Origin of the sequence: Planomicrobium soli, from assembly GCF_003014655.1 — a bacterium.
Taxonomy (GTDB): Bacteria; Bacillota; Bacilli; order Bacillales_A; family Planococcaceae; genus Planococcus; species Planococcus soli_B.
Genome location: NZ_PYAT01000007.1, coordinates 136,237 through 150,339 on the forward strand (window position 1 = coordinate 136,237; position 14,103 = coordinate 150,339).

Below are 14,103 nucleotides of genomic sequence, written 5' to 3' on the forward strand. Positions count from 1 at the left end.
ATAAAAAATTTTGTTTAATCTATACCTGCCTTTGTATAGAATGGGATTAGGTTGAATAATTCCCGCTGATATAAGAGGATGCTAGAAGAAAGGTATGACAGGGGTTCAGCTGTGTTGCGGTATCATAAGAAACTAATAAGGGGAATGGGTATGAAACTTTTGAAAATGTGGAATCGAATAAGTTTAGTGAAGCAAATAGCTATTGGCTTGATTCTTGGGGTTATCCTGGCTGTATCAGTTCCTGAAACAGCAAAATCTTTAACTATTCTAGGTTCTTTATTTGTAGGTGCACTAAAAGGAATCGCACCTGTACTGGTTCTGATTTTGGTTATGGCGTCGATTGCGCAGCATAAAAAAGGCCAGCAGACGAATATGAAATCGATTGTCTTCCTTTACGTGCTGGGTACATTCTTTGCCGGATTAATCGCAGTAATTGCTAGTTTCATTTTCCCTGTAAATATAGCACTGACACAGGGAGCGGAAGATTTGGCGGCTCCTGGCAGTGTAGTAGAAGTTCTTAAAACTTTAGTTCTTAACGTTGTTGATAATCCTGTCAACGCTATTGCCAACGCAAACTATATCGGCATCTTAGCCTGGGCGATTGTCCTTGGCCTGGCTTTAAGAAGTGCCTCTGATACAACAAAAACCATCCTAACTAATTTCTCGGATGCGGTTGCCAAAATGGTAGGTTGGGTCATTAAGTTGGCGCCATTCGGCATCATGGGTCTGGTGATTGAATCAATTACAACAAACGGCCTTTCGTCGTTGTTAAGCTACGGAAAATTGCTTGGCTTGTTGATCGGCTGTATGCTTTTGGTGGCTCTTGTGATCAATCCGCTCATCGTCTTTATAAATATTCGCCAGAATCCGTACCCGCTTGTATTTACATGCCTAAAAGAAAGCGGCATTACCGCATTCTTTACACGCAGCTCTGCTGCAAACATTCCTGTTAACATGAAGTTGTCTGAAAAATTAGGTTTGGATAAAGACACGTATTCAGTATCCATTCCGCTTGGCGCAACGGTCAATATGGCCGGAGCTGCGGTTACGATTTCTGTTCTGACACTTGCTGCAGTCCATACACTCGGTATCCAAGTGGATATTCCTACAGCCATTCTTCTGAGCATCTTGGCGGCTGTTTGCGCTTGTGGCGCTTCTGGTGTTGCTGGTGGTTCTCTATTGCTTATCCCATTGGCGTGCAGCTTGTTCGGGATTCCTGCTGATGTTGCAATGCAAGTGGTTGCTGTCGGCTTTATCATCGGGGTTTTACAAGATTCATTTGAAACAGCGCTTAACTCGTCAACGGACGTTCTCTTCACAGCAACAGCTGAATATAAAAAGCGTTTAAAAGAAGGGGAAAAAGTAAACATCAAGAAAGCATTTGATATCAAGAAACCTTCTAAAAACTTGGTGAATAGCTAAATCGTTCAAAAAGTTCCAGGAAGCTTGTACAAGAAAAATTAATCAATCATTACCGATGCCATTGAAAAGAACTTCTTTCAGAAGGACTTTTTGATGGCATTATTTTTTGCCATGTTGCTGCGTGTCTTTTTCACCGTTGACGTGCCTGGCGCCGGTCTATTGAAATCAATTAGCTTGTATCGTACCGGCTGGTTTAGATGTAGAATAATAGCATACTAGTTTTAGGACGGTGATTGCTTTGCCGGATTGGACTTACCATACCGCGTTTAAACCCTTGCTTTCCCAATTGCCGGCGAAAGCAGGGAGAGAGTTTATCCATAAGGGCATGACGATGATTTCTGCGGTTCCAGGAGGCAGTAAGTTGATCGAATACTTGGGGCATACCGCGCCGGCTGCTGAGCTGGAGGTTGATATTCTCGGGTTGAAGATTTCCAATCCCATCGGACTAGGCGGGAAAATCGATCCCGTCCTAACGGGTACGAAGGCGTTTGGCCATTTGGGATTCGGTTTTATTGAAGTGGGCCCGATTTCCGCAAAGCTGGAGAATTCAGATGCCCCGAAGTTCACCCGTTCCAAAGACAATCTGATTTTCCCTTATCGTTTGGAATCTCTCGGTGCTGAGCAGGCAGCTGCTAAATTGCAGAGGCTCGAAGCATTCGGTAAGCCAATCTTTATCCGTATCGGGAAGTCCGATTCTTTTGAGAATACCGTATCATCACTGCAAGAGCTATGCCGATTCGGAGAGGCGGTTGTTCTGGAAGATCAGTTCAGCGAGCAGGAATGGCGCTTATTGAAAAATTCAGCGATGGATAAGCCTATATTGTATGCCTGTTCTTCCGGCAAAATGAATGTCCGGTACATTGAGCAGTTATCCGATGCAGGCTTGATAGACGGTGTCATCCTTGATGAAACGGCAACGGACACCGGTGAGGGACTGGTGTATCCTTTGGCGCAGGCAGAAGGGTTAGCAGAGAAGGTATTGGCAATCAGGAAACAAAGCAACATTCCAATTATCGTTTCTGGCGGCATAGCCGAGCCGAAAGATGCCTTGGCTTTGTTTCAGGCAGGAGCGGATTTGGTGATGCTGACAGCCGGGTATGTTTTTACCGGTCCCGGTTTGCCCAAGCGGATCAATGAAGGTTTGTTGGATAGTAGAAAGCAGCCAAAAACTCCATACAGCGGTTGGATTTGGCATTGGTTATTCGGTTTTCTGATGGTGATGGGCGGGGTTAGTGCATTGCTAGTGAGCATGACCGTCGTCGTCCTGCCGTATGACGAGTCGTTTCTAAAGCTGACGCGGGAAGAAATAATTGCAATAAATCCGAATATCTACCGGTTTATGCAGCATGATCGGATGACGGTGGCCGGAACAATGATATCCGGTGGAGTCCTTTATATGCAATTGGCTTGCTATGGCGTCCGGCAAGGATTGCAATGGGCGAAAAGAGCCGTTCATATCGCCGGTACGTTAGGGTTTCTCGGAATTCTCCTGTTTCTGGGCTTTGGCTATTTTGACTGGCTTCACGGCGTTCTTTGGCTCATCCTATTTCCATTTTTCTGGAAAGGATATTTGGCTGCTAAAAATCATAAAGAACATTCGGCTTCCCCTAATCGGACAAACCACAGGGAATGGAAAAAGAGTCTGTGGGGCCAACTTGCTTTTGTCGCGCTCGGATTTGGTCTGGCCATCGCAGGACTTGTTATTTCTGTCATAGGCGTCAATGGCGTGTTCGTGCAAACCGACATTGCGTATATTTGCATGAGCCCGGAACAATTGGCGGGGATAAATGAGCGGCTGATCCCAGTCATAGCTCATGACCGGGCAGGCTTGGGAAGCGCTTTGATCAGCGTGGGTTTACTCGTATTGATGCTCGCGTTATGGGGTTTTCAGGAGGGGCAGAAATGGGTTTGGTATACCTTCCTGTTCGGCGGAATTCCGGCATTCAGTACGGCAATCCTCATCCATTATGTGATAGGATATACAGCGTTCATTCATATATTGCCTGCCTATATCGCATTGTTGCTGTTCGCTATTGGATTGTTTCAATCCAGAAGTTATTTGTTTAAACAGCCCCAATAGGTGTTTATCATTATCTAACCTTTTCAGCTGTAATTGGCTGAGAGGGTATTTTTTTGCATATATGAACTTTTGCAGAGGGATTCAGATAATAGGAGAGAAAAATAATAACTCTCTTTTGCAAGGAAGTTAGTCCGTTTTAGTGGAATGGATCTTTTCGTATAGGGCCTGAGCCGCTTGGTCAATAGACAGGTAATATTCGGCCTTCGACTGCTTACTGGAAGTCACTTCAAGTATGAATGTCTCTTTCAAGCATTTCACCGTGACGATATCTTCCTCACCAATCATGAAGGAATGGCTAATGGAAGATATATTGAAGTTGCACGAAATTTTCAAAAGGTTCTTGATATCTTCCAGCTTCATGGTTATTACACCCTTTCTTTCTGCGATAGACTCTTTTTCTTAGCAAATGCTCCAAGTTAAGTTACATGGGTTTACCCCATTTTACGTGAGTTTAAGCGAAATAAAAAAACTCCTGAAAAATCAGGAGTCAGACTAGAGAAAAAGTCTGGAGTTGTTGAGTGAAACATGATTGAAGCTATCATGAATAAAAGCATTGGCCCATAAAAATGGCCCAATGCTCGTCTTGTTGGATATTATAGTTCTTTTCCGTTTGTCGCAATAAGGTTTTGGTACCAGTAGAAAGACTTCTTCTTTTTACGTTCAAGCGTACCGCTTCCGTCGTCGTGCTTGTCTACATAGATGAAACCGTAGCGCTTCGACATTTCACCAGTGGAAGCACTTACCAGGTCAATACAGCCCCAAGGCGTGTAACCCATCAATTCAACGCCGTCCTCGATCGCTTCACCCATCGCCTCAATATGCTCGCGAAGGTATTTGATGCGGTAGTCGTCATTGATGCTTCCATCTTCTTCGATCTTATCATATGCGCCAAGGCCGTTTTCTACGATGAACAAAGGCACACGGTAGCGGTCATATAACTGGTTCAATGCGATTTGCAAACCGGTAGGGTCAATTTCCCAGCCCCAGTCACTAGCACTCAAGAATGGGTTTTTCACACCTGACATGATGTTTCCGGCTGATTTTTCTTCTGCTGTTTTTTCTTTCTTTTCAGTGCGTGACATATAGTAGCTGAAGGAAATAAAATCGACTGGATGCTGTTTGATGGTTTCCAGATCGCCTTCTTGCATTTCGAGTTCAATGCCGTTTTCCTTGAAATAGCGTTTTGAAAATGCAGGGTATTCACCGCGCACTTGCACATCGCCGCAAATATAGTTGAAAATCTGCTCTTCCTTCATCGCATGCAATACGTTTTCCGGATTAGAATCGAATGAGTAAACAGGAGCATAGATCAACATACAGCCGATTTGGGCGCCGGGAATGATTTCGTGGCAAGCTTTAACTGCTAGGCTGCTCGCTACGAATTGATGGTGCAACCCTTGGAAGCTTTCCTGCAAACGAACATCTTCAGTGGCAGGAGAGAAGCCAAGGCCGAAAATCGGCATATGTGTTGCGCCGTTGATTTCATTGAACGTTAACCAGTATTTCACTTTGTTTTTATAGCGGTTGAATAAAGTGGTAGCATAGCGCTCGAAGAAACCGATAACTTCACGGCTTCTCCAACCGCCGTATTCTTTGATCAGATACAAAGGCATTTCGTAGTGGGAAATCGTTACAAGCGGTTCCATTCCATGCTTTAAGCACTCATCGAATACACGATCGTAGAATGCAAGGCCTTCTTCGTTCGGCTCAAGCTCGTCGCCGTTCGGGAAAATGCGTGACCAAGCAATAGAAAGGCGGAACGTTTTAAAACCCATCTCAGCAAATAGTGCAATGTCTTCAGCGTAACGGTGGTAAAAATCGATGGCATCGTGGTTCGGATATGTATATTTTTCTCTATCAATTTCAAAATCAAATCCGGGTTCCATGATCATTTTTAAACGGATTTTCCCGCCAGGCATTACGTCTGCAAGGTTCATTCCTTTGCCGCCTTCAAGATGCGCTCCTTCTAATTGGTTTGCCGCTGTTGCGCCGCCCCATAAAAAACCTTCAGGAAACTGATATGTTTTCGTCATATGAAAAACCTCCATTTAAGTAGTGATTGCGCTTTCATCTGGCCAATGAAAAAAACCTAAATCACGCAAAGAAGACAGAGCAGTCCTCAAGCTTGCGTAATTTAGGTTTTGCCTGCATAACCAGTAACAATCCTGTAATGTGTAATTGCCTTAACTGTAACACCGCTTTTTTGATTAGGCAAGAAATTCACGTGAACTTTTTTGGGCGAACACGAAAGCATTATATACGACGGTGAGGAATTCAAGTTAAAAAACCGTTAAAAACAAAACTTAATGCAGATCTCTCTTTTTTTTGATAGTATCGTTTCTTGACTAATGATTTTGAAAACTTGTAAGGTGTTGGTTAAAGCCAACAGGGGAATCCGGGAAAGCAAGGAGCGTTCGCTTAGATTATTTTTGTATTGCGATTGCGTTTTGCCTAAAAAATAATGAGAAGAAGGTGCGACGATGCGGAAAATTGTTTTTATGGACATTGATGGGACATTGGTTAATGAAAAGGGCGTAATCCCACAATCAGCCAAGCGGAGCGTTCAACAAGCCAGAGAAAATGGCCATCTGGTCTTTATCTGTACCGGGAGATCCAAAGCTGAATTATTTCCAGAAATACTGGAAGTGGGTTTTGATGGCATTATCGGTGCAGCTGGTGGCTATATCGAGGTGGAAGAAGAAGTGGTATTGCATGAAAGGATCAAAAAAGCAGACCTTGGCCATCTTGTGGAATTCTTCAACAAACATAAGGTCGATTTTTATCTGGAGTCGAATGGAGGATTGTTTGCCAGTGCAAACTGTAAAAAACATATTCGGGCGATCGTCGAAAAAATGATCAGTGAAAATCCTGAAGCAAGAGGGGAAATTGAAAAAGGGTTGAAGCCTTTTCACGATATTCTGCTGGAAGGGCATGACTTAATCCGGGATGATGTTAATAAGATCTCTTTCCTGGGATCGGATTTACCGTTTGAAGTTATAGAACAAGAATTCCAATCGAAGTTTATGGTCATTCGCAGCACAGTGCCGGCATTTGGTGATAATAGTGGCGAATTGTCAGTTCCCGGTATTCATAAAGCGACGGCTATTGAGACATTGATCCAGCATTTGAATCTGGCGAAAGAAAATACATATGCTTATGGCGACGGGATAAACGATATTGAAATGCTGCAGTATGTTCAATATGGGATTGCGATGGGTAATGCAAAAGAAGCGGTAAAGAAGGCAGCCGATGATATCACAGATACGCATGATGAAGATGGTATTTTTAATAGCTTTAAAAAGTATGGACTGATTTAAATTACTGCCCATTTATTGTGGAGCGGCGGCTAATATGCTGCAGCTAAGAACCTATAAAACTAAGGAAACCTTTACATTTTTTTACGAAAAATTAAAATTTCTGCAATGTAAGCGTTGACATCGGAATTGCACGCTGATATATTGAACCTATCAACTACATATCGATCCTTTAGGATTGTTACTGGTGAAGCAGGCAAAACCTAAATCATAGAACGTTACAGAGCTCTATCTCTGTCGTTGTATGATTTAGGTTTTTTTGTTTCCAAAAAGAATTGTTGACTAATACGGGGGTGGAAAAGATGAAGTACGAGAAGTTAGCAAAAGAGATTATTGAGAATGTTGGTGGACGCGAGAACATCAACAGCGTAGTGCATTGTATTACCCGTCTTCGCTTTAAATTGAAAGATGAGAGCAAGGCGAATACAGAAGTGTTAAAAGACATGGATGATGTTGTAACGGTCATGAAAAGTGCCGGACAATACCAAGTGGTTATCGGCAATCAAGTGCCGGATGTATACAAGGCAGTTGTAGAAGTAGGCGGCTTTTCATCAAACGCTCCGGTAGAAGAGGAGTCAGGCGATACAAACCTATTCAACCGATTTATTGACGTCATTTCCAGCATATTCACTCCTATTCTCGGGGTTCTTGCTGCAACCGGGATGATCAAAGGATTAAATGCATTATTTGTAGCGCTTGGATGGCTTGACACAACTTCTGGTACATATCAGATTTTAAATGCAGTCGGCGACTCACTGTTTTACTTTTTCCCTATTTTCCTTGGTTATACAGCAATTAAAAAGTTCGGCGGCAGTCCTTTTATCGGGATGGCCATCGGAGCCGCGCTTGTTTATCCGGCACTATCCGGTGTAACAGCAGGCGAACCTCTTTATACGCTGTTCAGCGGCACGATTTTTGAATCACCTGTCTTTATCACGTTTTTGGGTATTCCGGTTATCTTAATGAGTTATGCATCATCTGTTATTCCAATCATTCTTGCTGCGTTTTTTGCAGCTAAAGTAGAAAATGGCTTCAAAAAAGTGGTTCCTGATGTTGTAAAAGCATTCGTTGTACCGTTTGCTACGTTGCTTGTAGTTGTACCGGTTACATTCATGCTGATCGGGCCGATTGCAACTTGGGCAGGCCAGTTGCTTGGCCAGGGAACTATGTTCATCTTTAACTTAAGCCCAATCATTGCCGGCTTGTTTATCGGCGGACTGTGGCAAGTATTCGTTATCTTTGGTTTGCACTGGGGACTTGTGCCAATCGCCATCAACAACTTGGCGGTTCAAGGCTCGGATCCTATTCTAGGGATGATGTTTGCGGCTTCATTTGCACAAATTGGTGCCGTTCTTGCAGTCTACTTGAAGATTAAAAATCAGAAATTGAAAACACTTAGCGTTCCAGCGTTCATCTCGGGGATTTTCGGTGTTACAGAACCGGCAATTTACGGAATTACGCTTCCGTTGAAAAAGCCATTCATCATGAGCTGTATTGGTGGCGCTGTGGGTGGTGCTATTCTTGGGTTTGCCAAATCAAGTTTATTTATGGTCGGCGGCCTTGGAATCTTTGGAATCCCGACTTACATTCACCCTACTGAAGGTTTGAATTTCGCTTTCTGGGCAGTTTTAGTCTCAATTACAGTAGCCTTTATTATTGGTTTTGTGCTGACATACCTGTTTGGTTTGAGCAAAGAGAAAACAGCGGCTGATGCTCCATCTCCAAAAGTAGTCGTTCAAAAAGATGAAGCATTGCTTGTAGGAAATCAAATTGTGGCAAGCCCTATGCAAGGCGTAGTAAAAGAACTGTCTGAATTGGAAGATGCAGCGTTCTCATCAGGTGCTTTAGGCAAAGGTGTAGCGATTGAGCCAACAGAAGGGAAATTATATGCACCGGTTTCGGGCACTGTAACAGCGCTGTTCTCAACGAAACACGCAGTCGGCATTACAGCAGATAGCGGCGCGGAAATCTTGATCCACATCGGCATGAATACGGTCCAGCTTAACGGCAAGCATTTCACTGCCCATGTTGAGCAAGGTGCCCAAATAGAAAAAGGCCAGCTGTTGATTGAATTTGATATTGAAGCGATCAAACAAGCCGGATACGAAGTTGTCACACCTGTTGTAATAACAGACACTGAAAAGTATACCAACGTCAATACAACAACTGACAAAAAGATCAAATGGGGCGAACCGCTCATTTCATTGGAAGTTTAATATCATATTGACACATAAGAAGAAAAACGGAATTCCGTTTTTCTTCTATACATAATAGGAATAGGAGATCGAATTCATGACATCTACTAAATTTCCAGAAGGTTTTTTATGGGGCGGCGCAACAGCTGCGAACCAACTAGAAGGCGCATACGATGCTGGTGGAAAAGGACTATCGATTTTTGATATGGTCTCATTCGTACCGAAAGAAGAGCGCGGCAACGATATTGAAATGGATGTAAAAAGCGAAGCGGAATTAAACGAACTGCTGGCGGAAAACGGAAAAACCAATTTCCCGAAACGCCGTGGAATCGATTTCTATAACCGTTACCAAGAGGATATTGCCCTTTTTGCAGAAATGGGCTTCAAGACATTTCGTTTGTCAATTTCCTGGCCGCGCATTTTCCCGAACGGCGACGAGCAAACGCCAAATGAAGAAGGATTGGCTTTCTACGACCGGGTGTTCGATGAACTGCAAAAATACGGCATTGAACCGCTCGTAACCTTGTCTCATTACGAAATGCCGCTTCATCTTGTACAAAAATACAACGGATGGACGGATCGCCGTCTGGTTGACTTTTTCGTCCATTATGCGGAAACCGTATTCAACCGTTACAAGGACAAAGTGAAGTACTGGCTGACATTCAATGAAATTAACATCTCGATGTTTTCTCCTTATATCGGCAGCGGCATTTTGATTGACGATGTCGAAAACAAGGAACAAGCTGTATATCAAGCTTTGCATCATCAGTTTGTGGCAAGTGCAAGAGCAGTAAAAGCATGTCACGAGATCATTCCGGGTTCACAGATCGGCTGTATGCTGGCCCGCATGGAAGTCTATCCGGAAACATGCAGTCCGGACGATGTACTGGCAGCACTTGATGAAGATCAGAAAAACCTGTTTTTCACAGATGTCCAAGTGCGCGGCTATTATCCGAGTTTCATGAACCGATATTTCAAAGAAAACAACATCCAGCTCCAAATGCTTCCGGGCGATGAGGAAATTTTGCTTCAGCACCCTGTAGATTTCCTGTCATTCAGCTATTACATGACAATGGTAGCGAGCGGGAATCCGGATAAAGCAAAAGAGAAAGGAAACTTTTCTCTTGGCATCAAAAACCCTTATCTGGAAGCTTCGGACTGGGGCTGGCAAATCGACCCGAAAGGCTTGCGCATCACTTTGAAGAAATTGTATGACCGCTACCAAGTACCATTGTTCATTGTGGAAAACGGCTTAGGGGCATATGATGTTGTAGAAGAAGATGGGTCGATCAACGATGATTACCGCATTGATTACCTTCGTTCGCATATCGAACAAATGGGTGAAGCCATTGAAGACGGTGTTGATCTAATGGGTTATACGAGCTGGGGCTGCATCGATTTGATTTCAGCCAGTACATCAGAAATGTCGAAGCGTTATGGCTTCATCTATGTCGACCAGGACGATTACGGCAACGGCACGTTGGAAAGAAAAAAGAAAAAGTCATTTGATTGGTATAAAAATGTAATTGCTACTAACGGCGCAGAATTACAACAAAAAAGTTTAAATGAAGTGAAATAAGATAAGTGCCTTACTCAATAGAGTAGGGCATTTTAATAGTAAGGGTAATATCCATTTCAATAGAGCAGACGAATTTCTCAACAAACTAAAAAGTGCCTTGCTCTAGTGAGCAAGGCACTAAGTCTGTAGACAAAAGAATAATAGTTTGTGTTATGGAATAGAAGACACATCTTATGGGAGCCATGCCGGCTCCTTCGCTCCAGGCGGACGCTTTCCGCGGGCTCGCGCCGAACTAACTCGGAACAAGTCCCGAGTGGATTTCGGCACTTCGCTATCCCGCTGGAAAACCGCTGCTCCTGTTTCTGCATCGCTGCACTAGCTTCGAAACATGAAAGGGCGTTGCATCGCTTCGCTGCTTCGTCGCAAACAAATTGGTCGAACTCCCTTCGCACAATTTGCTCGCCGCCTTGCGCTCCAAAGCCTTGAGCAAGAAGGGGAAACGAGGCGTCTTGCATCAGCTATTTCTGAATTGAAAGCAGCGTGTTGAAATTGTTTCCTTGATTCATCAAGACACCCAACCGGGCCGGCCACGAAGACTCTTGTTGGAGCAGTGACGGAGTGAAACGACGGAGCGACACGAGCTGAAGACCCTGGACTGAGCGAAAGCGAATGTTTTGCATTTGCGACGAGTAACCGCAGGAGCAAAGGAAGCGGCTGAAGCCGTGCCCACGGAAAGCGAAGTAGCCGGCCCGGTTGGTCAAATTAACAGAGCATCAAACTTATAAGCCTTACAAAATGCAGATATAAAATAATGCTTTATACTGAAAGATAGTATTATATTTAAACATTCATAAGAGGTGGAGAAAAATGAAACTTATAGCAATTGATTTGGACGGTACGCTTCTATCCCCGGAAATGGAGATTACAGTAGAAAGTCTCGAGGCAATGCGTGAAGCACAAAATCAAGGGAATATCGTGATGATCTGCTCGGGCCGTGCTCCAGAAGATATCCAACAAATCCTCAAAAAATATGATTTTTCGATTCCGTTGGCCGGAAGCAACGGAACAGTGGTGCAAGTCCAAGGACAGTTGTTGAAAAAGGTATCGATGAACAAAGAGGACATTGTTAAGATTGCGGAAAAGCTGGATGATGAGAAAGCCCCTTATCGAATCTACACGGATGATGGGATTTACATACCTACAAACTGGTCAGAACGCGTAAAGGTAGCCATGGAAAAAGAACAGATTGAAGTTGAAGGGCTGCCAGGTGAAATCTATAAACGAATCACAGAACAGCCGCAAAAATCCAGTCTCGTTAACTTTTTTGACCACTACAGTGAATTGCTTGATGAAAAAGAGCTAACTATCCAAAAGTTCTTTGTGCTGACGCTAAACAATAGCATCAAAACAACATTAACCACCTATCTGGAGGATATTGACACGATTGGTTTTACTTCTTCCCACCCTTTGAACATTGAAGTGATGGACAAGAATGGCAATAAAGGAAACGCCTTAAAAAGAATAGCTGATCATTATGGCATTTCGATGAATGATACGATGGCCATTGGCGATAACTTCAACGATATTCCAATGCTTGAAGTGGCCGGGATATCAGTAGCAATGGGCAATGCAGAACCTCCTGTAAAGGAAATTTGTGACGTTGTTACATACTCGAACGCTGAAAACGGCGTAGCTCATGCCATAAACAAATACATTTTAGATAAATAAAGAAGAATTAAGCTTGAGAAGTTCAGGAGATTTGAAAAAATCTTCCTGAATTTTTTTGTGTATATCGTAGATCGTTGAAAAGAAAATTAGTACAAATAACGGCTAAAAAGTTGGGAAAAATAAACATTGTACACGCTATATACAAATTATTACCATAAATGTATAATAGGATAGGATTTTAGAAATAGAAAGGAGGAAAACAAATGCAATGGTTTATATTAGCAATGAAAAAAGCTTTTAACTTCAGTGATCGCTCACGCCGTAAGGAATACTGGATGTTTATTTTATTTACTCTTATTTTCAGTATTGTTCTTACGATTATAGACACTGTAGCAGGGCTCGAGATTGCAGAAGACATGGGAATATTAAGCACTCTTTTTTCTATTATTTTAATCATTCCAACTTTATCTGTAACTGTTCGCCGCCTTCATGATGTTGGCAAGAGCGGCTGGTGGGTTTTAATCTCGTTAATCCCTATTATCGGCTTTATCGTTCTTTTAGTGTTTACCGTTAAAGATAGCGAAGCAAAAACAAACACTTTCGGACCGAATCCGAAAGCGGCATTTTAATTGCGTTCGATATGAAATCTAATGGCAATTAGCAGGGATATGAAAAAACAGGATTTTGGTATATAACCAAAATCCTGTTTTTTTATTTATCTTTAAACTTTGCACTGCCTAGTTTTTTAAAAGAAAGAACAAAAGTGTTTTCCCCGGACCCGTCTGGTGAACGCTATTTTTGATTCTAGGCTTGCAACCGTTGAACTTTCAAACCCTGAAGTTTGATGGCTTGCGTTAATGTATTGTATATTTCAATTTCGCCAAAATTAATACCCAGTTGGACAGCGGTTTGGGCGATGTCCGGACTGATGCCGGAAAGGGCTGTTTTCACTCCAATGATTTTCAAGCCATCAATCAATTGGAAAATTTGATGGGCAACCATCGTATCAATTATCGGGACTCCTGACAAATCGATAAACAGCCTTTCAATAGAAGCATCATGGCATTGTTTCAGCACTTTTTCAAACATGATGCGAGCACGGTAAGTATCGATTTCTCCGATTAGTGGAAGCAATCCCATTTCTTTTGTTAGCAAAATGACAGGAGCACTCATTTCCACGATCATTTCTTTCTGGGCATTCAACCTTCTTTCAGCTGCCGCTGTGTGTTGGACGGTGAATTCCAGGATAATCTCATTGGTTTTTAGAATGACTGCCTGCTTCCATAGGTCAAGCTGCTCGCTTGAAATATCTTTATGCATGGCTGCAAATTCTTTGATAAGGTTCACGTATTGCAGCTGTGTTCTAAAAAACTCTTTTAAGATGGCTGCTAGAGGCGTTGAAAGGTGGCCTTCATCTTTTGAAACACGCATGATCCAATCTTGGAAATTTTCTAGGCATTCGATTTCCTCTGTATCGAACATTGAGCAAAAACGCATATGGAATTCGTAGTTTTGCTGCTTTAATCGTTCAATCGCTTCCGGATTGTTTGATCCATATACTCCTCCAACGCTTTTATCCAACGTCTCATACCATTGAGCTGTCAGCTCTTTGTTTTTTTCGCATAGAAAATCATGTAATTCTTGATTCTTCAACATTATTTTCTTCTCCTCTGTTCTTAAGTAACTGTTTAAAACAAGCATTAAGAATAGTATATATCACTCGATCAATTTGTTAGAAGCCAAAAGGTAAATTGTTTAGTACATAAAATATAATGAAAAAACTAATAAAGCTAAAATCCAAAGCAAGAGCGCATCTTCTTTCTTTTAGAAAAATGATTGAATTTTCTTTTAATTTGTCACAAAATTAAGAAAACTGGTGTCACTATAGAGAAGGCTTTTCGAAGG

At 42.6% G+C, this 14,103-nt stretch carries 10 protein-coding genes; 7 read left to right on the forward strand and 3 right to left on the reverse strand.

From position 1 onward, the window contains the following. Positions 1-150: 150 nt before the first annotated feature. Both sstT and B0H99_RS10770 read left to right on the forward strand, forming a co-directional pair. Positions 151-1,422: a serine/threonine transporter SstT gene (sstT, locus tag B0H99_RS10765; protein ID WP_106533669.1), complete on the forward strand. Its 1,272-nt coding sequence runs from the start codon at positions 151-153 to the stop codon at positions 1,420-1,422. Positions 1,423-1,660: 238 nt separating this feature from the next. After that, the gene (locus B0H99_RS10770) at positions 1,661-3,502 is read left to right on the forward strand and encodes a beta/alpha barrel domain-containing protein (protein WP_106533775.1); all 1,842 of its coding nucleotides are present in this window, start codon (positions 1,661-1,663) and stop codon (positions 3,500-3,502) included. Positions 3,503-3,628: 126 nt separating this feature from the next. On the opposite strand, the gene B0H99_RS10775 is transcribed toward B0H99_RS10770, so the two are convergent. Both B0H99_RS10775 and B0H99_RS10780 read right to left on the reverse strand, forming a co-directional pair. After that, entirely contained in the window at positions 3,629-3,862 is a 234-nt protein-coding gene (locus B0H99_RS10775; RefSeq protein WP_106533670.1) for a hypothetical protein, read from the reverse strand. 233 nt (positions 3,863-4,095) lie between these two features. Continuing rightward, positions 4,096-5,535, reverse strand: coding sequence for a glycoside hydrolase family 1 protein (locus B0H99_RS10780; RefSeq protein WP_106533671.1), 1,440 nt, complete (start codon positions 5,533-5,535; stop codon positions 4,096-4,098). A gap of 447 nt (positions 5,536-5,982) precedes the next feature. On the opposite strand from B0H99_RS10780, the gene B0H99_RS10785 reads away from it, so the two are divergent. From B0H99_RS10785 to B0H99_RS10805, 5 genes are all read left to right on the forward strand, one after another. Further along, entirely contained in the window at positions 5,983-6,819 is an 837-nt protein-coding gene (locus B0H99_RS10785; protein ID WP_106533672.1) for an HAD family hydrolase, read from the forward strand. A gap of 299 nt (positions 6,820-7,118) precedes the next feature. Beyond that, entirely contained in the window at positions 7,119-9,032 is a 1,914-nt protein-coding gene (locus tag B0H99_RS10790) for a beta-glucoside-specific PTS transporter subunit IIABC (protein ID WP_106533673.1), read from the forward strand. Positions 9,033-9,108: 76 nt separating this feature from the next. Further along, positions 9,109-10,590, forward strand: a complete 1,482-nt coding sequence (locus B0H99_RS10795) for a glycoside hydrolase family 1 protein (protein WP_106533674.1) — start codon at positions 9,109-9,111, stop codon at positions 10,588-10,590. Positions 10,591-11,397: 807 nt separating this feature from the next. After that, the gene (locus tag B0H99_RS10800) at positions 11,398-12,258 is read left to right on the forward strand and encodes a Cof-type HAD-IIB family hydrolase (protein WP_106533675.1); all 861 of its coding nucleotides are present in this window, start codon (positions 11,398-11,400) and stop codon (positions 12,256-12,258) included. A 203-nt stretch (positions 12,259-12,461) separates the two neighbouring features. Next, positions 12,462-12,827, forward strand: a complete 366-nt coding sequence (locus B0H99_RS10805) for a DUF805 domain-containing protein (protein ID WP_106533676.1) — start codon at positions 12,462-12,464, stop codon at positions 12,825-12,827. A gap of 175 nt (positions 12,828-13,002) precedes the next feature. On the opposite strand, the gene B0H99_RS10810 is transcribed toward B0H99_RS10805, so the two are convergent. Beyond that, positions 13,003-13,854: an STAS domain-containing protein gene (locus tag B0H99_RS10810; protein ID WP_106533677.1), complete on the reverse strand. Its 852-nt coding sequence runs from the start codon at positions 13,852-13,854 to the stop codon at positions 13,003-13,005. Positions 13,855-14,103 lie beyond the last annotated feature (249 nt).